The 21,634-nt window shown below is 69.2% G+C and carries 19 protein-coding genes; 12 read left to right on the plus strand and 7 right to left on the minus strand.

The genetic code is table 11. The features are described 5' to 3' along the window. Window positions 1–71: 71 nt before the first annotated feature. From ABEA46_RS01340 to ABEA46_RS01360, 5 genes are all read left to right on the plus strand, one after another. On the plus strand, window positions 72–1,169 hold the full coding sequence (locus ABEA46_RS01340; RefSeq protein WP_345542517.1) for a DUF998 domain-containing protein: 1,098 nt from the start codon (window positions 72–74) through the stop codon (window positions 1,167–1,169). Continuing rightward, entirely contained in the window at window positions 1,166–2,332 is a 1,167-nt protein-coding gene (locus ABEA46_RS01345; RefSeq protein WP_345542518.1) for an AI-2E family transporter, read from the plus strand. Before ABEA46_RS01340 ends, ABEA46_RS01345 begins: the two co-directional genes overlap by 4 nt. A gap of 25 nt (window positions 2,333–2,357) precedes the next feature. Next, entirely contained in the window at window positions 2,358–5,072 is a 2,715-nt protein-coding gene (locus tag ABEA46_RS01350; protein WP_345542519.1) for a cation-translocating P-type ATPase, read from the plus strand. Further along, window positions 5,069–5,581: a hypothetical protein gene (locus ABEA46_RS01355; protein ID WP_345542520.1), complete on the plus strand. Its 513-nt coding sequence runs from the start codon at window positions 5,069–5,071 to the stop codon at window positions 5,579–5,581. The genes ABEA46_RS01350 and ABEA46_RS01355 overlap by 4 nt, the downstream gene beginning before the upstream one ends. Window positions 5,582–5,692: 111 nt before the next feature. Beyond that, entirely contained in the window at window positions 5,693–8,035 is a 2,343-nt protein-coding gene (locus ABEA46_RS01360) for an arylsulfatase (protein ID WP_345542521.1), read from the plus strand. Between the two features lie 66 nt (window positions 8,036–8,101). Here the strand turns inward: ABEA46_RS01360 and ABEA46_RS01365 are convergent, their stop codons facing one another. Then, window positions 8,102–8,704: a chloride channel protein gene (locus tag ABEA46_RS01365; protein ID WP_345542522.1), complete on the minus strand. Its 603-nt coding sequence runs from the start codon at window positions 8,702–8,704 to the stop codon at window positions 8,102–8,104. Between ABEA46_RS01365 and ABEA46_RS01370 the strand changes: the two genes are divergently transcribed. After that, window positions 8,651–9,241: a hypothetical protein gene (locus ABEA46_RS01370; protein WP_345542750.1), complete on the plus strand. Its 591-nt coding sequence runs from the start codon at window positions 8,651–8,653 to the stop codon at window positions 9,239–9,241. The genes ABEA46_RS01365 and ABEA46_RS01370 overlap by 54 nt on opposite strands. Window positions 9,242–9,295: 54 nt before the next feature. On the opposite strand, the gene ABEA46_RS01375 is transcribed toward ABEA46_RS01370, so the two are convergent. Further along, entirely contained in the window at window positions 9,296–10,951 is a 1,656-nt protein-coding gene (locus ABEA46_RS01375) for a SulP family inorganic anion transporter (protein ID WP_345542523.1), read from the minus strand. A 47-nt stretch (window positions 10,952–10,998) separates the two neighbouring features. Here ABEA46_RS01375 and cls point away from each other — a divergent pair, with 47 nt between their 5' ends. Further along, a complete protein-coding gene (cls, locus tag ABEA46_RS01380) occupies window positions 10,999–12,465 on the plus strand; it encodes a cardiolipin synthase (RefSeq protein ID WP_345542524.1) in 1,467 nt (488 codons plus the stop codon). 503 nt (window positions 12,466–12,968) lie between these two features. Here the strand turns inward: cls and ABEA46_RS01385 are convergent. Further along, entirely contained in the window at window positions 12,969–14,126 is a 1,158-nt protein-coding gene (locus ABEA46_RS01385; protein ID WP_345542525.1) for an AI-2E family transporter, read from the minus strand. Between the two features lie 121 nt (window positions 14,127–14,247). Between ABEA46_RS01385 and ABEA46_RS01390 the strand changes: the two genes are divergently transcribed. The 4 genes from ABEA46_RS01390 to ABEA46_RS01405 all read left to right on the plus strand — a co-directional run bounded on the left by ABEA46_RS01390 (window position 14,248) and on the right by ABEA46_RS01405 (window position 16,595). Beyond that, the gene (locus ABEA46_RS01390) at window positions 14,248–14,631 is read left to right on the plus strand and encodes an SHOCT domain-containing protein (protein WP_345542526.1); all 384 of its coding nucleotides are present in this window, start codon (window positions 14,248–14,250) and stop codon (window positions 14,629–14,631) included. A gap of 25 nt (window positions 14,632–14,656) precedes the next feature. Continuing rightward, on the plus strand, window positions 14,657–15,073 hold the full coding sequence (locus tag ABEA46_RS01395) for a DUF6325 family protein (protein ID WP_345542527.1): 417 nt from the start codon (window positions 14,657–14,659) through the stop codon (window positions 15,071–15,073). Between the two features lie 26 nt (window positions 15,074–15,099). After that, entirely contained in the window at window positions 15,100–15,447 is a 348-nt protein-coding gene (locus ABEA46_RS01400; protein ID WP_345542743.1) for an SHOCT domain-containing protein, read from the plus strand. Between the two features lie 140 nt (window positions 15,448–15,587). Further along, window positions 15,588–16,595: a TIGR00341 family protein gene (locus tag ABEA46_RS01405; RefSeq protein ID WP_345542528.1), complete on the plus strand. Its 1,008-nt coding sequence runs from the start codon at window positions 15,588–15,590 to the stop codon at window positions 16,593–16,595. A gap of 22 nt (window positions 16,596–16,617) precedes the next feature. Here ABEA46_RS01405 and ABEA46_RS01410 read toward each other — a convergent pair whose 3' ends face one another. The 4 genes from ABEA46_RS01410 to ABEA46_RS01425 form a co-directional block, all read right to left on the minus strand. Beyond that, window positions 16,618–17,430 (minus strand): potassium channel family protein, encoded by an 813-nt coding sequence (locus ABEA46_RS01410; protein ID WP_345542529.1) that lies wholly within the window; start codon window positions 17,428–17,430, stop codon window positions 16,618–16,620. A 2-nt stretch (window positions 17,431–17,432) separates the two neighbouring features. Then, the gene (locus ABEA46_RS01415) at window positions 17,433–18,545 is read right to left on the minus strand and encodes a DUF998 domain-containing protein (protein ID WP_345542530.1); all 1,113 of its coding nucleotides are present in this window, start codon (window positions 18,543–18,545) and stop codon (window positions 17,433–17,435) included. Continuing rightward, window positions 18,542–19,624 (minus strand): AI-2E family transporter, encoded by a 1,083-nt coding sequence (locus ABEA46_RS01420; RefSeq protein WP_345542531.1) that lies wholly within the window; start codon window positions 19,622–19,624, stop codon window positions 18,542–18,544. Before ABEA46_RS01420 ends, ABEA46_RS01415 begins: the two co-directional genes overlap by 4 nt. A 69-nt stretch (window positions 19,625–19,693) precedes the next feature. Next, window positions 19,694–20,290 carry a hypothetical protein gene (locus tag ABEA46_RS01425; protein WP_345542532.1) on the minus strand — a complete coding sequence of 199 codons (597 nt, stop codon included), beginning with the start codon at window positions 20,288–20,290 and terminating at the stop codon, window positions 19,694–19,696. Window positions 20,291–20,416: 126 nt separating this feature from the next. Between ABEA46_RS01425 and ABEA46_RS01430 the strand changes: the two genes are divergently transcribed. Beyond that, window positions 20,417–21,628: a glycosyltransferase gene (locus ABEA46_RS01430; protein WP_345542533.1), complete on the plus strand. Its 1,212-nt coding sequence runs from the start codon at window positions 20,417–20,419 to the stop codon at window positions 21,626–21,628. Window positions 21,629–21,634 lie beyond the last annotated feature (6 nt).

The following is a 21,634-nucleotide window of genomic DNA, read 5'->3' on the forward strand; positions in this document are numbered from 1 at the left end:
ACAGCGAACCATGCCGCGGCGCTGCGGGAATCACCCCCCTGGGGTGACGGTCATCGGTACAGACTGACGCCATGACCCGGACCACGTCCGGCGTCACCCCGGCCGGGGCGACGCCGGAGCAGACCCCCCGCACCGAGCGGGAGGCGCTCTACCTGTCGCTCGGCGCACAGGTGGTGGGCGCCGTCTACGGCTTCGTGCTCGCGCAGTTCACCGCGGCGCTCTCGCTGACGGGCGAGGACCCGTTCGCGCTGTGGGCGGCGATCGGCGCCGCGGTGGTCGCGGCGGTGGTCTCCACCGTCGGCTACTGGCGGTCGCGGTCGCAGCCCGAGCAGCAGTGGCGGCGCGACCTGCCGTCGTGGCTGTTCACGGTCAACACGATCTCGGTCGTCGTCGTGCACGTCGCGCTCGCGTTCCTGGGCACCTATGCGCTGTATCGGCTCCTGGCGCTCGGCTTCATCGGGCTCCCCGTCGTCACCTTCTGGGCCGTCGTGCTGATGGCGGTGACTCTTGGCCTGTCGGCGTACTTCGTGTATCTGTCGTCGTCGAGCATCACGACGCAGCGCCTGTCGACGCTGCTCATGGCCTTCATCTCGATCGGCACGCTGACGGCCACGATCACCACCCCCGACCCGGAGTGGTGGACGGTGCACTTCAGCCAGCTGGGCACCTTCGACGACCTGTCGAGCTGGATCTTCAACGGCACCCTCATCGCGGGCGGCCTGCTGGTCACGACATTCGCCGTCCACATCTCGCGCGACCTGGCCGCGCTCGCCGAGGCCGGCACCCTCGCCCACCGCGGCGTCGCACGCTTCGTGAGCACGGCGTTCGTGGTCATGGGCATCATGCTGGCGTTCGTCGGCATCTGCCCGGTCGACGTCAACCTGTGGGTGCACAACCTGTCGGCCTCGGGCATGGCGGTCGCCTACCTGGTGCTGCTCATCGCCGGGTACCGGAATCTGAGCGGGATGCCACGCGCCTACTTCATCGCGTCGTCGGCGTTCCTGGCGGCCACTGTCGTCTCGGTCGTGCTGTTCATCGTCGGGTACTTCTCGCTGACAGCCTTCGAGATCATCGTGTTCGCCCTGATCTTCGGGTGGATCGCGGTCTTCATCCGGTTCCTCGGCGTCGCGGGGCGCAAGGACGACACGATCAAGGGGAGTGCGGCATGAGCGACACCACGGAAGGCCCCGAGGCCGCACCCGCGGCCGGGACCGCGATCGAGCCGCAGCCCGCGGCGCCTGTGGCACGGCGTCGGGGCGGGCCGCTGGCCGTGGAGGCGCTTTTCCAGCGTCCGCTGGTGTCGGGGTTCCTCGCGACGATCGGGGTGCTGGCAGCGATCCTGCTCGGCACCGCTTTCATGTCGATCGGCACGATCCTGCTGTACATCGTGCTCGCGATGTTCCTCGCGCTCGGCCTCGACCCGATCGTGCGCATGCTCGAGCGCAAGCGGATCAAGCGAGCGCTCGCGATCCTCATCGTGTTCGGATGCTTCGCGGTGCTCTTCGTGCTGTTCCTCGTGTTCGTGCTGCCGCCCCTGCTGGCGCAGATCGGGCAGTTCATCAAGGCGATCCCGGACGCGCTCGACGAGGTCGACCAGACGGCATGGTTCGCGAGCCTCCCGCCCGACATGCAGGCGGCCATCGCGGGCGTGGTCGAGGGTCTCGCCGACTGGATCGCGAGTCCGTCGACGCACGCCGCGATCGGCGTCGGGATCGTCGCCGCCGGCATCGGCTTCGTCGCGGCGATCTCGGCGAGCTTCATCGTCGTCGCCCTGACCCTGTACTTCCTCGCGTCGCTGGACGCGACCAAGCAGGCGTTCTACCTGCTCGCCCCGGCGCACAGCCGGCCGAAGCTGCATGAGCTCACCGAGCGCATCACGGCGTCGGTGGGCAGCGCGCTGCTCGGCTCGGTGACGCTCTCGGCGCTGAACGCGGGCACGGTGTTCGTGCTGCACCTGCTCATCGGCCTGCCGTTCGCGGCGCTGATGGCGGTGATCGCGTTCGTGATCACGCTCATCCCGCTCTTCGGCTCGGTCATCTTCCTCGTGATCGGCACAGCGGTCGCACTGTTCTCCAGTCCCACGCAGGCCGTCATCTTCCTGATCTGCTACCTCATCTACATCCAGATCGAGTCGTACGTGCTGAGCCCGCGGATCATGAACCGCGCCATCTCGATCCCGGCCGCACTGGTGCTCATCGCGGCGATGGTCGGCGGAGCGCTGGGCGGGGTCATCGGGGTGCTGGTCGCCCTGCCGGTGACGGCATCCATCCTGCTCATCATCCGTGAGATCGTCGTGCCCCGGCAGGACCTCAAGATCACCCCCGAGGGGTGAACACCCCCTCGGTAGCGTCGGACACATGACCACCGCTACCGGAGGATCCACCGAAACGCCCTGGTTCGCCCAGGAAGCGGACGCCGTCGTCGCCGGCGTCACCACCGATCGGGATGCCGGCCTGACGGGCGCGGAGGCCGAGCGCAGGCTCGCCGAGCACGGGCCGAACGCCATCGCGTCGGAACCCCCGCCTTCGGTGTGGCAGGTGGCGCTCCGGCAGCTCGCCGACCCGATGAACGTGATGCTCGTCGCGGTGGCGATCATCAGCCTGTTCATCAACCAGGTGAGCGTCGGCATCCTGGTCGGCGCCCTGGTGATCCTCAACGTGTTCCTCGGCACGCGGCAGGAGATGAAGGCCAAGGCGTCCGTCGACGCCCTCGCCAAGATGCAGATCCCGAAGGCGAAGGTCATCCGCGACGGCGTGCTGCTGCAGGTCGACGCGACCTCGCTCGTGCCGGGAGACGTCATCACGCTCGAAGCCGGCGACATCGTGCCCGCCGACGGCCGGATCCTCCGCTCGGCGACGCTCGAGACCCAGGAGGCCGCGCTCACCGGCGAGAGCGCGCCGATCGCGAAGGACGCCGCCGTCATCGCCGACCCGGAGACGACCCTCGGCGACCGGGCGAACATGGTGTTCCAGAACACGCAGGTGACGCGCGGCACGGCGACTGTCGTCGTCGTCGCGACCGGCATGGGCACGCAGATGGGACAGATCGCGTCGATGCTGTCGGCGGTGAAGCCCTCGAAGTCGCCGCTGCAGCGCGAACTCGACTCGCTGACCGGCGTCCTCGGCTGGATCGCCTGGGGCGCCGTCGCGATCATCATCATCACGGGGCTCCTGCGTGGCCAGGAGATCACCTCCGTCATACTGCTCGGCATCTCGATGGCGATCTCGGCGATCCCCACCGGCATGCCCTCGTTCGTGCAGGCGATGCTCTCGTACGGGTCGCGGCAGCTGGCCGAGCACAAGGCCGTCGTGAAGAACCTCACCGACGTCGAGACGCTCGGAGCCACCAGCGCGATCAACTCCGACAAGACCGGCACGCTCACGATGAACGAGATGACGGTGGAGTCGCTGTACTACGCCGGCGAGTGGTTCACCGTCAGCGGTACGGGCTACGAGAAAACGGGCGACATCCTCCACGCCGCCGGCCTGGCGACGCCCGACTTCACGCAGCTCGCGCTGGCGCTCACGCTCTGCAGCGACGCGACGGTGTCGGACGACGGCGACGTGATCGGCGATCCGACCGAGGCCGCGCTGGTCGTGCTGGCGGCGAAGATGGGGGCGGATGCCGCCCTCACACGTGTGCAGTACCCCCGGGCTGCGGAGGTGCCCTTCGACTCGGCCTACAAGTTCATGGCGACGTTCCACGAGCGACCGGCGGCCGGGGGCGGCACCGAGATCGTCGAGCTCGTCAAGGGTGGACCGGACGTCGTGCTCGAACGCTGCTCGTCGGTGCTCACGGTCGACGGCGTCGCCCCGATCGAGGAACGGCGACAGGCGATCCTCGACGCCAACAGGCAGCTCTCCGAGCGGGGACTGCGCGTCCTCGCGTTCGCGGTCAGGCGCCTCGCACCCGGGACGCCGGCTCCGGCGGACGCGATGGCCGAGGTGACGGACCTCAGCCTCGCGGGGCTCGTGGGCATCATCGACCCGCTCCGGCCGTCGTCGAAGGAGGCCGTGCGGATCGCCCGCGAGGCAGGCATCGAGGTCCGCATGATCACGGGCGACCACGCGATCACCGCCGCGGCGATCGGCGCGCAGCTCGGCCTCGGCGACGGGGCTGCCAGCGGCGCCGAGATCCAGGCGATGTCGGACGAAGAGCTCAAGGCGAAGCTCCCGCACCTGCACGTGTTCGGCCGGGTCACGCCGGAGGACAAGCTGCGGCTGGCGCGCCTGATGCAGGAGGACGGCGCCGTCGTCGCCATGACCGGTGACGCCGTCAACGACGCCGCCGCGCTCAAGCAGGCCGACATCGGCGTCGCGATGGGCTCCGGCAGCGACGTGACGAAGCAGGCCGGAAAGATGATCCTCGTCGATGACAACTTCGGCACCCTCGTCACCGCCGTGCAGCTGGGCCGTGCGATCTACGACAAGATCGTCAGCTACGTGCGGTTCCAGATGTCGCAGCTCTTCTCGCTCGTGCTGCTGTTCCTCGTCGCGAGCCTGTTCAACATCAACGACGGCGTCCCGCTCACGCCGATCATGGTGCTGTTCCTGAACTTCTTCATCGCGATCTTCCCGGTCATCGTGATCCTGCTCGATCCCGCGCCCGAGGGCATCATGCAGAAGCCCCCGCGGGATCCGAAGAAGACGATCGCGAACGGCGGCGCGGTGGTGCTGTGGTTCATCTACGGCGGACTCATCTTCATCACGACGCTCATCCCGCTGCTGATCTACCCAGACCAGCTCAGTTCGACGGTGCCGAACGCGCCCGTGACGATGGCCTTCGTGGTCGCCGCCCTCGGGTCGATCTTCGGCGGACTGGTGATGCGCCGCGACCCCGAGTCGGGGCTCACGCCGCCGATCCTGGTCGCCGTGAAGTGGCTGGCGATCCCGCTGGCGCTGACGGTCGCCGCGGTCGAGATCGGCTTCCTCCAGCGCCTCGTCGGCACGACGTCGCTGACCGGCACGGAGTGGCTCACCTGCCTCGGACTGTCGCTGCTGGTACCGGTGTTCATCGAGCTCGAGAAGCTCCTCCGGCGCTCGCGGCACCGTCGGCGGGCCGAGGCGTCGTGACCGGCGTGGACGGCGGCCTGGACGAGTCCTCGCCGTCCGTACTGCCGATCCTGATGACGGAGGAGGCGATCTACGGCCTCATCCTGGTGTCGGGGATGATCGTCGTCGCCGGCAAAGGAGCGTCCCTCGCCGTCCTCGTCACCGTGGTCGTCACGGTGCTCGTGTTCTATGCGGCCCATGTGTACGCCGGTGCCGTGGCACGACTGGCCGAGTCCCGGGGCAAAGCGTCGCCCGCCGGCAGCCTGGCGTTCGCCGCGCGGGAGTCCTCTGGACTCCTCGTCGCGAGCGTCGTCCCCGTCGTCATCCTGTTCCTCGGCACGTCGCACGTGATCCCCGATGTCGTCGCGAACTGGGCCGCGCTCATCGTGAACACGATCATGCTCGCCGTCCTGGGCTGGATCGCCGTCGGGCGCTGGCGGCCGAGGTTCGCAGCCCGGTTGCTCGGCGCGCTCATCGCGGGCTCGTTCGGTGTGATCCTCATCCTGCTGAAGGCGTTCGTCACCCACTGAGGGGCCGGCTGCGAATCGGCCAGGCGTCCTTCCTTCGCCGTGGGCCACCCAATAGGGTCCACAGTGGGGGCACTCGGGCGCCCCCTCGACGTGTGAACGAAGGAGAACTCCGTGCCTCGCGATTTCCAGGGGAAGATCGAACTCGACGTCCGCGACTCGGTGGCGGACTGGGACGCGTTCCTCCCATCGCAGCCGCCGAAGGACGCACCGAACGTGCTGGTGGTCCTCTACGACGACACGGGCATGGCTGCCTGGTCGCCGTATGGCGGACGCATCAACATGCCGACGATGGACCGCCTCGCCAAGGACGGCCTGACGTACACGCAGTGGCACACCACGGCGCTGTGCTCGCCGACGCGTTCCACATTCCTCACCGGCCGCAACCACCACCTCAACGGGTTCGCGACGATCTCGGAGTCCTCGACGGGCTTCCCCGGGTACAACTCCCACATCCCGGACTCCAACGCGACGATGGCGAACGTCCTGCGGGATGCCGGATGGTCGACGTTCTGGGTGGGCAAGAACCACAACGTGCCCATCGACGAGTGGACCGCCGGTGCCAGCAAGAAGCACTGGCCGCTCGCGCAGGGCTACGACCGCTTCTACGGATTCGTCGGCGGCGAGACCAACAACTGGTACCCGTCGCTGGCCGAGGACAACCACTACATCGACCAGCCGTACCTGCCCGAGGACGGGTACCACCTGTCGAAGGATCTCGCCGACCAGGCGCTCAAGATGATCCGCGACGTCAAGCAGACAGAGCCTGAGAAGCCTTGGTATCTGTGGTTCTGCCCGGGCGCCAACCACGCTCCGCATCACGCTCCCGAGGAGTACATCGCGAAGTACAAGGGCGCCTTCGACGACGGCTACGAGTCGTACCGCGAGTGGGTGCTCGACCGTATGAAGGAGAAGGGCATCGTCCCGGGCGACACCGCCCTCACGCCGCTCAACCCGATGCCCGAGGGCACGTTCTCGCAGACCGACGAGGTGTTGGCCTGGGACTCGCTGAAGCCCGAAGAGAAGGCGATGTTCAGCCGGATGGCCGAGGTGTACGCCGGTTTCAGCGAGTACACCGACGCACAGGTGGGCCGCATCATCGACTACCTGGAGGAGTCGGGCCAGCTCGACAACACCCTCGTCATCTACTGCGCCGACAACGGCGCGTCCGGTGAGGGGAGCCCGTACGGATCCGTCAACGAGGGCAAGATCTTCGGCGGCTACCCCGACGACGAGCAGCAGAACCTGTCGATGGTCGACAAGCTCGGCTCGCCCGACACCTACAACCACTACCCGACGGGGTGGGCGGCGGCGTTCTCGACGCCGTACAAGATGTTCAAGCGGTACACCTACCAGGGCGGCGTCGCCGACCCGCTGGTGATCCACTGGCCGGCAGGCTTCTCGGCCAAGGGCGAGATCCGCCACCAGTACCACCACTCGGTCGACATCGTGCCGACGATCCTCGAGGCCTGCGGCGTGACGTTCCCCGACACGTACCACGGCGTGGCACAGACGCCGCTGTCGGGTGTGTCGATGGTGCCGTCGTTCGCGGCGGCACCTGATGGCCCGACGAACAAGCAGACGCAGTACTACGAGATGTTCGGTCAGCGCGGCATCTGGCACGAAGGCTGGAAGGCGGTCACCGTGCACGGTCCGGTCAGCGGCAAGGGCGACTTCCCGAACGACGAGTGGGAGCTGTACCACACCGACGTCGACCGCTCCGAGGCGCACAACCTCGCCGCCGAGCACCCCGAGAAGCTCGAAGCGCTCAAGGCGCTGTGGCTCGAAGAGGCGAAGGCCAACCTCGTGCTGCCGTTGAACGACCTGCAGATCATCGGAAACCCGAAGGACTTCGAGACGTTCGTCGCCATGGAGTTCCACCAGCCGGCGCCGCCGTCCGGCCAGTTCGTCTACTACCCCGGCACGAGCGAGGTTCCGGAGCGCTCCGCGGCGAACGTCCACGGCGGCTCGTACAAGATCGCGGCCGAAGTGGAGTTCACCGCTGACACCGAGGGCGTGATCTTCGCCCACGGCTCCCGGTTCGGCGGGCATGCGCTCGTGGTGAAGGACGGCCAGGTGCATTACGTGTACAACTTCCTCGGGATCCCGCCCGAGGATCGCATCTCGGCGGCGGCGCCCACCTCGGGCAGGCACATCATCGGCGTCGAGTTCACCAAGGAGGGCGTCGGCGACTACCGCGAGCCGAAGGGGCCGCTGAAGCTCTACATCGACGAGCAGCAGGTCGGCGAGAAGCCGATCCGCACGGTGCTCGGCCACTTCTCGCTCTGCGGCGAAGGTCTCACCATCGGCCGTGACAGCGCCGACCCGGTGTCGTCGCTGTACGGCTACGGGTTCGACTTCGCCGGCGGTGAGATCGCGAAGGTCGTCTTCGACATCGCGGACGACACGTACGTCGACCTCGAAGCGCACCTGGCCGCGGCCTACGCCCGCGACTGACGCGCGAACAGTGAGCGGGGGTGGATGCCGCGGGCCGCGGCATCCACCCCCTGTCCGTATCGGCCCTCAGAGCTTCGAGGCGACGACCGCGGGAGTCTCGGGGACGATCCGGAGCTCCCGTGCGCGCGAGACCACGCGCCACACGAGCACCACGCCGAGCACGGCGAGGGTGAGCGGGATCGCAGGCATCAGCGTCGCCGCGAGCAGGCCCAGCGCCACGCCGATGAACGTGGCGGAGAAGATCCGGCCGCCGCGGTACGACGCGCTCGCCGCCACGACCAGCGCGACGACCTTGACGCCCGCGATGAGCGCCAGCTGGCCGGCGTCGTAGTCGGCGCGGTTCGTGAGCAGCTCGCCCATCTGCTCCCCGCCCTTGAAGAGGGTGATCCCACCGCCGATCGCGCCCAGCTGGCCGAGCACGAGTCCGCTGACCACCGGGATGACGAGGGGATGCCGCAGCCCGTGGAACGCGCGGTGCACCCACGGGAACGTGTACAGCGCCGCCATGGCGACCAGCGCCGCGAGCACGACCACGATCGCGCCCGTGAGCAGATGCCTTCGGGGGTGCCGTAGGCGGGCAGGCCGAACGACAGCGGCGGCACGCCGAACACGTGCATGGTGATCGCGTCCGCGCCGCCCGAGACCAGCGGCAGGAAGAGCTTGTCCCACACCGAGCCGCCACCCTTCATGGCGGCTGCGGCGGCGGTGAAGATGAGCGCGCCCGCGACCGGGGTGCCGAACATGGCGCCGATGGTCCCTGACGCGGCGAGCATGATCGTCGGCGACGGCGGGATCGCCGGCACGAAGCGGGCGAACAGGGCGATCAGCACGGCGATGTTGATCGCGATGATCGGGTTCTCAGGGCCGAGGCTGACGCCGACGGCGAGGCCGAGGACCAGCACGATCGCCAGGTCCGGCAGCGTCTTCAGCGGCAGCGGAGGCGCGACCAGCTCGGTCGTCGCGGTGTCGGGTCCGCCGTGCCCGGGCATGAGTCACAGCGCCAGTCCGACCGCGACGCCGGTCGCGGGTCAGCACCACGATCGTCCACCACCACGTATCGTCGGCGAGGCCCAGCGCGGACGGCAGGGAGTCTCACAGCACGCTCTCCAGCGCTACCGGCACGACGTCGAGGAGCTGCAGCATCACGGCGCACACCACACCGACGATCAGCGCCGGGATCGACATGCGCACCGGCAGGCGCGCTGAGAAGTCGGGGGCCTGCGTGCGGCAGGTGCCGGCGGCTCGGTCATCAGCGGTCCCTCATCTCGCCGCTGCCGCGGACGCGGCGGCGAGCCCCTCGTCGACGGCGGCGTGCACGCGGCCGCCCTGCTCCAGACTCTCGAACCACGGCGTCTTCCGGGCGATGGCTGTGGCCTTCTCAGGAAGCCGGGCGAGATACAGCACGATGCCCAGCTGAGCCAGCTCGCGGTCCAGGCCCTCCAGCGCGTCGAGGATCGTGACGGTGACGATGTCGAGCCGCTCGACGTCGAGCACCAGGGCGTCGACGGGCGGCGCCTGGCTGGTCGCAAGTGCGACGATCGCGCGGGCGTTCTCAGCGGCGTTGGCCGTATAAAGGCCGCGCCCGAGGTGCACGGCGACGGCGTCGCCCTCTCGGTCGATGATGTCGAGCTTGGGGATGTTCACCTCACGCAGGACGAGGACGAGCGTCATGACGACGCCGATGGCGACAGCGGGGAGCAGGCCCGCCGACAGGCCGATGAGCGCGACGACGAGCGCGATCCAGAAGTCGATCCGGCTGATGCGCGCCCAGCGCACGAGCTCGGGGATGTTGATGAGTCCCGCGACCGCGACGAACACCATGGCCGCGAGCGTCGCCTGGGGGAGCAGACTCAGTACCGGACCGAGGAACAGCGCCACCAGGATCGCGAGCACCACCGTGACGATCGTCGACAGCTGAGTCTTCGCTCCGGCGTTCTGGTTGACCGCGCTCTGCGAGAACCCGCCCGCCGCCGGCATGGTCGTGAAGAACGCGCCGATGACGTTGGCAGCGCCGGTCGCGAACAGCTCCTGATTGCTGTCGACCTGCGGCTCGGTCGCTTTGCGGATACCGCGCGCCACAGCCGCGGACTCCAGGAACGCCATGATGGCGATCGCGAGCGCGCCGGGGATCAACTCGGGCAGGTGCGTGAAGTCGGGGAGCGACGGGAGCGGGAACCCCGACGGCACCGGGTCGATGAGCGCCACGCCGGCCGCCGTCAGCCCGGTGAACGCGCTGAGCAGGATGCCGACCATGACCACGATGAGCGTCCCGGGCACGCGCGGAGCGAACCGCTGCAGCACCACGAGCGCGAGGATCGAGCCGACCGAGAGCGCGACTGTGGGCCAGTTGACGCTGTCGAGAGCCGCGCCGACCGCGACGAGGGAGTTGACGAACCCCTCACCTGAGACGTTCCCCGTCTCGCCGAGCAGCTTCGGCAGCTGGCCGACCGCGACCGTCGCGCCGACGCCGATCTTGAGGCCGAGCACGGTGGCGCCGCTGATGTTCTCGACCAGCGAGCCGAGCCTCAGCAGCCAGGCGATCAGCAGGATCGCGCCCACCAGCAAAGTCAGCAGCACGAGTGAGCCGAGCGCGGCATCGGGGTCGTCGGCCGCGGCCGCGACGCCCGCCGACACGAGCGTCGTCGCCGTGAGCGTCGCGATCGTCGAGGTCGTCGACACGCTCATCGCTCGGCTGCCGCCCAGCAGTGCATAGACCAGCATCGGCAGGATGCACGTGTAGAGGCCGATCTGCACCGGGAGGTTCGCGATCGTCGCGTACGCCATCGCCTGGGGCACCACCACCGCTCCGGCTGAGAGGCCGCCGACGATGTCGGGCGTGAGCCACTCGCGGCGGTAACCGGCGAAGGTGGGCAGCAGCCAGCGGGGCCGTCGAGAAGCGGGGGCGGTCGAGGTCACATTCGCGAATGTACCGGGATCGCCGTGGAATGCGGCACACTGCTCACGTGGACTCCGCCTTCTTCGCGAACCTCGGCTGGCTGATCGGGGCACTCGTGGTGCTCGCGATCAACATCACCGCGCTCATCGTCATCCCCAAGGGCCGCAAGCCCACGGCCGCGATGTCGTGGCTGCTGCTGATCTTCCTGCTGCCGATCGTCGGCATCGTGCTGTTCCTGCTGATCGGCAACGTCAAGCTGCCCAAGAAGCGACGCGCCGAGCAGGCTCGCATCGACGGGATCCTCCGTGACCGGGTCGCCGCGGCCGGCAGCGAGAAGGCCGATCCGTCGTCGTGGCCGACCTGGTTCACGCGGGTCACGGCGCAGAACGAGAAGCTCACGAGCCTGCCGCCGGTGCCGGGCAACCGGGCCGAGCTGATCAGCGACTACGAGGCATCCATCATCGCGATGGCACAGGCGATCGACACCGCCGAGAAGTTCGTGCACGTCGAGTTCTACATCGTGTCGTGGGACAAGACGACCGAGGTGTTCTTCACCGCGATGGCGAACGCGGTCAAGCGCGGTGTCACGGTGCGCCTGCTCGCCGACTACATCGCCTCGCGCAAGGTCGCCGATCAGGAGAAGACGTTCGCCGAGCTCGACCGCATCGGCGTGATCTGGTCGTGGATGCTGCCGGTCCAGCCGTTCCAGGGCAAGTACCAGCGACCCGACCTGCGCAACCACCGCAAGATCGTGGTCGTCGACGGCCGCACCGCGTTCGTCGGCTCGCAGAACCTCATCGACCGCACCTACAACTCGCCCAAGAACATCAAGCGCGGCCTCAAGTGGCAGGAGCTTGTGTCGCGCGTCGACGGTCCCGCCGTGGCCGAGATCGACGCGGTGTTCCTCTCGGACTGGCTGATCGAGACCGGCGTGCAGCTCGACGACGAGCACGTCCCCGCCGCGCAGGTCCCGGCATCCGGAGATCTCGTCTGCCAGCTCGTGCCGAGCGGGCCGGGCTACGAGACCGAGAACAACCTGCGCCTCTTCCTGTCGCTCATCCACGGGGCGACCGAGCGCGTCATCATCACGAGCCCGTACTTCGTGCCCGACGAGGCCATGGTCTACGCGATCACGACGGCGTGCCAACGGGGACTCGAGGTGCAGCTGTTCGTGTCCGAGATCGGCGACCAGGGCATGGTCTACCACGCGCAGCGCTCGTACTACGACGCGCTGCTGGAGGCCGGTGTGCGCATCTTCATGTACCCGGCGCCGTTCATCCTGCACTCGAAGCACTTCTCGATCGACCACGACATCGCCGTCATCGGGTCCAGCAACATGGACATCCGCTCGTTCAGCCTCAACATGGAGGTCTCGATGATGGTGCTGGGTGAGTCCTTCGTCGCCCAGATGCGCGAGGTCGAGCAGGCCTACCGCGACGCCGGCCGCGAGCTCACCCTCGAGGAGTGGCGGCGTGAGCCGGCCAAGGCGACGTTCCTCGACGGCGTGGCCCGTCTGACCTCGGCGCTGAACTGAGGCGGAGGGGATGCCGGGCGCCCGGCATCTCCCTTCCCGAGCGGTTCGCGAGACCAGTGATTCGTGCGCCGAGGCGGGGATCTGCGCGCCGAGCCGGGGGCTTTGCGCTGAGGCCGGGGGTCTGCGCGTCGAGGCGGGGGTTTCGCGCTGAGGTCGGGGGTCTGCGCGCCGAGCCGGGGGCTTTGCGCCGGTGTGCCCGGTGCCCGGTGCCTGGTGGCCCGATGCCCGGTGCCCCGGGTGCCCGGTGCCCCGGGTGCCCGGTGGCCCGATGCCCGATGCCCGATGCCCCGGGTGCCCGATGCCCGGTGCCCGATGCCCGGGTGGCCCGGTGGATGCCGGGGGCCCGGCATCCACCATCGCGGCCGTTCCGCGAAGCAGGGGATCTCTTCGGCGAAGCAGGGGAATCGACGCGAGACGAGGGGCGTGGGCCTCGGTTTCGCCGGACATCCCCTGGCTCGATGAAGCGGGGGGTCCCGCCACACGAGTTCGAGGAGGGGACCGGGCTACACCTTGAGGTTCTGACGCGGCACGACCACCTCGCGGATGATCAGCAGCAGCGAGGCGATCACGGGCAGCGCGAGCAGCACGCCCACGATGCCCATGAGCGCGCCGCCCGCGAGCGCACCGATCAGCACCAGCGCGGGCGGGATCGAGATCGCCTTGTTCATGACGCGCGGACTGACCACGTACGACTCGATCTGGATGTACACGAGGTAGCAGATCGCGAAGATCAGGGCCTGCAGCGGGCTCGTGAAGAGGGCCACGAGGCTGCCCAGCACCAGGAAGATCACCGAGCCGAACAGCGGGATCAGCGTGATCACGAACGCGATCACCGCCATCAGCGCCGGGAACGGCAGGCCGATCAGCAGGTGCAGCACGAACACCACGGCCGCGTTGATGAGCGACAGCGTCACCGATCCGAGCAGCGCCGAGCCGACGGAGTCGGTGATGCGCTCGGTGAGGTCCTCGATGCGGGTGCGGCTGCGCGCGGGGGCGAGGGCGTACAGAGCGTGCTTGCTCGCCGCGAGCGAGGCGAGGAAGTACAGCGTCAGCGCGACGACGATGAAGGTCGCCGAGACGGCGCCGATCAACCCGATGCCCGCCGACAGCAGCCCGCCGCCCAGGTGGGCGAGGGTCGACGGCGACGAGATCCAGTCGCCCGCCTGGTCGATGCCGGCCAGCACCGCCTGCTGGGCTCCGGCATCGAGGGCTCCGAACCACGCGGACTCGGGGACCGCCGCGATCGCGTCGGGGATCGCGGCGACCAGCTGGCCGATCTGCGCGAGCACCGGCGGGAACACGAACATCAGGAATGCCGCCATCGCCACCGCGAAACCGCAGAACACGATGGCGATGCCGGTGCCGCGCCGGATGCCCTTGCCCTCGAGGCGCCGCACCAGCGGGTCGAGCCCGACGGCCAGGAACATCGCCAGCACGATGTACACCAGGATCGTCGAGATCACCGTCGCCGCGAGTCCCAGGACCAGCGCCGCGAGCACGCCGATCGTCACCAGGAACCCCAGCGCGAGCGGGTGATCGAGCCCGGCGACGACCGCCCACACCCGTCGCGGTCGTTCCGCGGCGGCGACGGCGGAGCGGGGGGATGCCACGACCTCGGTGTCGGGTTCGGAAACGTTCGGGGACTCGGGGGAATCGACCATTCCCACATGATGCCGTCGAAGGCCGGTTGGGAGTAGTGTCGCGATCAGGAACGGCGCGCCGCGCTGTTCCTTTCGTTACAGAGACGGGCCTCGGCCCGTCCAACAGATTGGCATTCCGCACATGGGTTTCTGGGACCTTCTCGCTTGGATCTTCTGGGTCTTCGTCTTCGTCGCCTACCTGATGGTGGTCTTCTCGATCATCGGCGACCTGTTCCGCGACGAGAAGCTCAACGGCTGGCTGAAGGCGGTCTGGATCCTCTTCCTGATCTTCGTCCCGTTCCTCACCGCGCTCGTGTACCTCATCGCGCGTGGCAAGGGCATGCAGGAGCGCTCGATCGCACAGGCCCGCGCGCTCCAGGCGGCTCAGCAGGACTACATCCGACAGACGGCGGGCGCCTCGGCCAGCCCCGCCGACGAGGTCGCCAAGGCGAAGGCACTGCTCGACGCCGGAACGATCACCCAGGCCGAGTTCGACTCACTGAAGGCAAAGGCGCTCTCGGCCTGAGGGCGATCCGCGAAACGGAGAAGACATGACTGACTTCGACTACGGCCCCATCGAGTTCTACGCGATCGGGTTCGAGGGCGACCGCCCGGGCCCGGCCGTGCTCCAGGCCATCGACGACCTGGTCGCCGAAGGCACGGTGAACGTCCTCGACCTGGTGTTCGTCCGGCGCTCGCCCGAGGGCGAGCTGGAGATCCTCGAGCTGTCCGACACGATCGAGAGCGACGTGCCGACACTCGACCTCGAGGGTCTCGCGGGCGAGGAAGACATCCTCGCCCTCGCCGCAGGCCTCGAGCCGGGCACCTCGGCGGCGATCCTCGTCGTCGAGCTGCTCTGGGCCAAGGCTTTCGCATCGGCGCTCTACAACGCCGGCGGCGCCGTCATCGCCCGCGAGGGCGTCCCCGCGCCGATCGTCAACGCGTTCCTCGCTGAGAACGCCGACTGAAGGAGGAAGACATGCCACTCGGAAGAATGGGCCGTCCCGGCCTGATCGGCATGGCGGCGCGCACCGCCGTCGTCGCGGGCACCGCGACCGCCGTCTCGGGCGCCGTCGCCGGTCACCAGCAGCAGAAGGCCTACGCCGCTCAGGAGCAGCAGGCCTACGAGGCCCAGCAGCAGCAGGCCGCGATGGATGCCGCCGCAGCCCAGGCCGTCGCGAACGCGCAGGCCGCGGCCCCTCCGGCTCCGGCCCCGGCAGCTCCCGCCGCCGGCGGCGGGGACGACATGATGGCCAAGCTCACGCAGCTGGCTCAGCTGCACGCGCAGGGCATCCTGTCGGACGAGGAGTTCGCCGCCGCGAAGGCGAAGCTGCTCGGCTGACCCTCCGTCACACGGAACGCACGAAGGCCGCATCCCCGGGGTGCGGCCTTCGTCGTCCCCGGTCAGGTGACCGCCGGATGCCCGGCGTGGCGCGACCGGCGCCGCGCGGCCGCGGCCGGATCGTGCGCCATGATGTGCGCATGGCAACGCCTTCGCAGATGCTGCGGAACCTCATTCCGCCGACGCAGCGCCAGACCGCGGCCGAGGTGACCGAGGCCCTCGACCTCGGCTCCGGCGACCGCGCGGGCAAGCGCAGCGGGTTCCTCATCATGCTCGTGCTCGCGGGCATCATCGCGATCGCCGGCGTGCTGACCGACTCGACCGCGACGGTCATCGGCGCCATGATCATCGCGCCGCTGGGGACGCCCATCCTCGCCATCGCGCTCGGCATCGTCACAGGGCATCTGAGCCTGGTGGTGCGATCCATCCTGTGGGTGCTTGCGGGGCTCGCGATCGTGATCGTGCTGGGTCTCGCGTTCTCGGTCTTCGTCGCGACGCCCGAGAGCCTTCAGACGAACTCGCAGGTGCTCGGGCGCACCTCGCCGAGCTTCATGGACCTGGTCGCGGCGCTGGCGACCGGCTTCGCGGGCGGGTTCGCGATGTGCCGCCGCGACCTCAGCGCGATCCTGCCCGGCGTCGCGATCGCGATCTCGCTCGTGCCGCCTCTCGGTGTGGTCGGCGTCTGCGCGGGGCAGGGGCTGTGGGCAGACGCCCTCGGTGCGCTGTGGCTGTTCCTGTCGAACGTGTTCGCGCTCGTGATCGCCGGGAGCATCGTGTTCACCCTCGCGGGCTACGCACGCGACCCCGGATCGTCGCCCGTGGCGAACCGCCGCCGCGCCTACATCATCGTCACCGTGCTGACCGTGATCATCGCGATCCCGCTCGCGTTCAACTCGGTCGTGTCGGTCGCGCTCGCCCGGTGGTCGGTGTCGATCCAGCAGACCGCGACCCAGTGGCTGGCCGATGACGAGGGTGCACAGGTGGCGGGGGTCACCTGGTCGGGCACCACCGCCACGGTCGACGTGCGCACGACGGACGGCTCGACGCCCGCGGTCGACGACCTGCGCGACTCGCTGTCGACGGTGATCCCGTCGTTCGTCGGAGTGATCGTGGATGCCGGACAGGGCGTCGAGATCACGGTCCAATGATCCGCCCGCCAGGCACGTGACTTCAGGTCCCGTCGTCGGTGCGTCGGCCGTCCTCGGCGTCCGCAGGGGGCGCGGGAGCCGGGGTGGAGGCATCGGCGGCGGTGCCGGTCGCGCCGGTGCTCCCGGCATCCGCTCCGCCTCCCGTGGCGGCGGTGAGCGCGTCGATCCGCGCCATCAGCTCGCGCACCTGGGCGCGTGTCGCCGGCTCTTCGGCGTCGTTGTTGCGTGTTCCGCGCTCGACGACCCACGACGCCAGCGTCGCCGTGATGACGCCGGCCAGCGCCACCCCGCCGAGCATGAGGCCCACGCCGACCCACCGGCCGGCCGATGTGATCGGCGTGTAGTCGCCGTAGCCCGTCGTCGTCACGGTGACGCACGACCACCACATCGCGATCCCGAACGTCGTGATCGAGGCGTCCGGCGCGTGACGCTCGGCATCCAGCACCGCCAGCGATGCCACGAAGACCAGCAGCATCGACGCGCCGGCGCCGTACACGATGATCTGCGTGCGCAGAAGCGCGCCGCGCGTCGGCTTCATCCCGGGCAGCTTCGTGAGCACCTGCAGCAGCCGTACCAGGCGCAGCACCGGGATGACCGCGAACGCCAGGGCGAACAGGTGCGTGCGGAACCAGAGCCAGCGCTGGTCGGCGAGGAACAGCCGCACGAGGTAGTCGCCGATGAACATCGCCCATGTCACGAAGATGAGCACATCGGCGACGACGCGTCCCGGCCCCTGCAGGTCGGCGATCACCCGCCACGAGAACGCGACGAGGTACACCAGGCCCGCGATCATCAGCGGCACCTCGGTGCGCTGATGCCACGTCCGCTCGTCCATGCTCAGGCCTTGCGGGCGTCCAGTTCGAGCGCGGCCGTGTTGCGGATGAACAGCACGATCCACGAGAAGATCAGGATGCCCGCGACGAGCTCCACCGCGGTCAGGGTGTAGTACCCCACGCCGAAGAGGATGCCGAGCACCACCGTGACGGCCAGGAACACCCAGCCGAGCGCATAGAAGACGCGGGGCATCCCGGGGATCCACCGCGGCAGCATGACGACCAGCGCGGCGTACGCGACGACCATCCCGGTCGCGACGGTGTTGTGGATCGCGAAGAAGTCGTCGACGTGGAAGATGCCGACGCAGGCGAGGAAGATGCCGACGATGACCAGGAGGATCCGCACCCAGCGCCTGCCGTTCTCGCTTGCCGCGGGTACGCCGCGCGTCGCGTAGCGGGCGAGCGTCGTCACCAGCACCCCGGCGACGATGATCGTGATGTTGAAGGCCCACGACGACGCGTTCGACGACATGCCGAGCGCGCTGAGGTTGTCTTTCCACCAGTCCGGGTCGCTGGCGGTCATCATGCTGGCCACGACGCCGAGCACGAGGAACACCGCGAGCACGACTGCCAGCAGCTGCAGATCCATGTGGGTGGCCGAGTAGAACGCGACGTAGGCGGTCAGTGCGGCGGTCGCGCCGGCGAGCACCAGCACGGGCAGGGCGAACACCTCGGCCCCGAGGAAGGACTGCTCCAGGATCACGGCGAGCAGTGTCCAGCCGAGCACCGCGATCACCCCGTGCGCGAAGGCGAGCGCGGCGATGTCGACATAGTCCAGGAAGCGCAGCGGCGTGCCGTGGCGGCCGCGCTCGTGCAGCACGAAGCGCCCGGCGATCACCGCGAGCAGGGCGGCTACGCCCGAGGCGACGGCGGCGTACTCGCCGATCGATCCGGGACCCGAGATCGGCGTCGACTGGAACCGGAAGACGATGAGGGCCACGAGCGCGGCGATGACGAACGCGATCGCCCCGACGCTCAGTGCCAGCGATTCGAGGCCGCGCTCGGTGGAGGTGTCGAGCAGCCGCGTCGCGACCGCCTCACGCCGGGTCGGCTCGTGCGGGTCCGACGCGGGTGCCGGGTCGGCGGCATCCATCTCGTCGATCGGGGTCTGGGTCATGGCCGCCTCCCTGCGGTCTGGTGGACGGGTGCCGGGCGCGGCCGCGCGTTGCGGTCGCCCGAGAGCCAGCGCAGCCAGGTGGCGCCGGGGTCGCCCTCGAGCACGAGCGTACGTACGAACAGGGTGAGCGGGATGGACAGGATCGCGCCGAGCGGGCCGATCACGAACGTCCAGAAGATCACCGAGAAGAAGCTCAGCGTGAGGCTGAGGTCGACGGCGTCGCTCACGAACTTGGGCTGCACGAGCACCTGCAGCACGACATTGACGACGCAGTAGATCGCGATCACCCCGAGCAGCAGCGGCCACCCGCCGATCACGAACGCCAGCACCGCCGGCGGGATCAGCCCGATGACGAACCCGATGTTGGGGATGAAGTTCGTGACGAACGCGAGGATCGCCCAGGTGATCGGCGCCGGCACGCCCAAGGCCCACAGCGCGAGGCCGTCGATGATCGCCACGATGGCGCCGAAGCTCGCGTTGACGACGTAGTAGCGCCGGATGCCGGTGTTCAGCTGTCGCGCCCGCAGGATGACCGGTCGCCGCTCGGCGCCGAACACGCGCTCGGCCTCGCCGTAGCGGGCGGCGTCGGCGGCCATGAAGATGACGTAGGCGAACACGAAGAACAGGGCGGTCGCGACGCCGACGACCGTGCCGCCGAGGCTCGACACCAGCCCGAGGATCGTCTTGGGGTCGACGGCGGCGGCCGTGGCATCCGCCGCCTGCTGGTCGAGGCCGAGCGACTGCAGCCACGCGACCACGTCGTCGGCGCTGGAGCGCAGCTTGTCGGCGTAGTCGGCGATGAGGCCCGCGAACTGGGTGCCCGCGATCCACAGCAGGGCCGCCATGCCCAGCAGCACCAGGTAGGCGACGACGATGACGGCTGTCGTGCCGGCCCATCGCGGCCAGCCCAGTCGCTGGAACGGACGCCGGGCGGGTTCGCAGATGACGACGAGCACGATCGCCAGGGCGAGGGGTCCGAACACGCCGCGCGCGAGGGACACACCGGCCAGCACGACGGCGGCCGCCGCGAGCGTCAGCAGCACGCGCAGGCTCGGCGACAGCAGGGGCTGAGCGGGCACGGGAGGCGGTGTATCGCGCTTCACGTGCTCAGGCTAGCGGCGCGGAGCCTGCGCGGACGGTTGCGTCGATCAGTTCTTCGGGTCGATCCGCAGAACCTCGGGCGCCTCGCCGATCGTGACGTCGTCGACGACCCGCAGCGTGCGGGCGATGTCGTCGACGCCGCCGATCACGGTGCCGAACCGCTCGCGGTCCGAGCACACCGCCGTGACGGTCACGAAGTGCGTGCCGGTGTCCCACGTGTAGGTGGCGAACGGCGGCGTCCGCTGGTCGGCCGGCAGCGCCATCTCGAGCTTCTCGCCGACACCCAGATAGGGGTTGCGGAACGACTCGGTGTCGTCGTACTCCATCGGCATCATGGCCCGCGCGGCGCGCAGGTCGTTGTTGGCCTGCTGGACCTGCGCCATCACGACCACGAGTTCGGGGTCGGACTTGAAGACCCACACCAGCACGCGGCCGGCGGCCCGGCGCATGAGGAACGGTGCGGCCTGACTCATCGCCCAGGCGGCGACGCCGCTGCCGGGCCGCGGCTCGGCGCCGGCCGCGCCGCCGGCCTGGGTCAGCAGCATCCGGATCGCCGCCTTGCGGTGGCGGCGTCCGCGGAAGCCGAGGGACTCGGTCACCGGCACCCACAGGTTCGGATCGGCGTCGGCCTGCAGTCGGGGCATGACCCCCAGGGTACGTGCCGCGTCTGGCGCGTTCCTGGGGAGCCTTCGGAAGCGTGTGAAGTAAGGTGGATGCCGCGCCTCGACCAGCCCTCGTCGCGCGTCCGCCGCACAGAAGGCCCCCAATCCGTGACCGATCCTGCGACGCCCGACGAAACCCCCGGCGCTTCCGAGCGCCCGCTGACGATCCTGATCGGCGCCGACACGTTCCTGCCCCACGTCAACGGCGCCGCCCGCTTCGCGGAGCGCCTCGCGGCAGGCCTCGTCGCCCGGGGCCACGACGTGAACGTCATGGCCCCCAGCAAGACGCACCGTGAGCACGGCACCTTCACCGAAGAGATCGAAGGTCAGCCGATGACGATGTACCGGCTGCCGGCGTGGCGCTTCTTGCCGCACGACTGGCTGACCTTCGTGCTGCCGTGGATGTCGAAGCACTACGCGCGCCGCGTGCTCGACGAGGTGCAGCCCGACGTCGTGCACATCCAGTCGCACATCGTGATCGGCCGGGGCCTTGCCCGCGAGGCGCACAAGCGCGGCATCCCGATCATCGCCACGAACCACGTGATGGCAGAGAACATCCTCGACTTCACGACGCTGCCGGACTCGCTCGACCGGGTCATGGTCAAGATCGCGTGGGCCGATGCGAAGCGCACCTTCGACCTCACCCGCGCCGTGACGACCCCCACGCGCAAGGCCGCCGACTTCTTGGAGTCGACGATCGAGATCGAGGGCGTCATCCCGATCAGCTGCGGCATCGACGCCGGCAACTACACGGCCGACCTCGAGCCCCGCGACGGCAACCGCATCGTGTTCGTCGGGCGCCTCACGACCGAGAAGCAGATCGACGTGATCCTTCGCGCGATAGCGAAGCTCGATCCCGCCCTCGACGTGCGCTTCGACATCGTGGGCAGCGGCGACCAGCGCCGCAACCTCGAGAACCTCACCGGCGAGCTCGGTCTGTCGCAGCGCGTGCACTTCCATGGGCACACCACCGACGAAGAGATCCGGTCGCTGCTGACGAACGCGAGCGTGTTCGCGATCGCCTCGATCGCCGAGCTGCAGTCGATCGCCACGATGGAGGCCATGGCCTCGGGGCTGCCGGTCGTCGCGGCGGATGCCGTCGCGCTGCCGCACCTCGTGCACGACGGTGAGAACGGGTACCTCTTCCGCCCCGGCGACGTCGACGACCTCGCGGCCAAGCTGACGACAGTGCTCACGCTGCCCCAGGACGAGCGCGTGCGCATGCAGCAGGCGTCGCTAGAAGGCGTCAAGGTGCACGACATCCGGCGCACGCTCGACACGTTCGAGGCGCTCTATCGCGACGAGCCGCTGCCCGAGTAGGCCGCC

Origin of the sequence: Microbacterium jejuense, from assembly GCF_039544225.1 — a bacterium.
Taxonomy (GTDB): Bacteria; Actinomycetota; Actinomycetes; order Actinomycetales; family Microbacteriaceae; genus Microbacterium; species Microbacterium jejuense.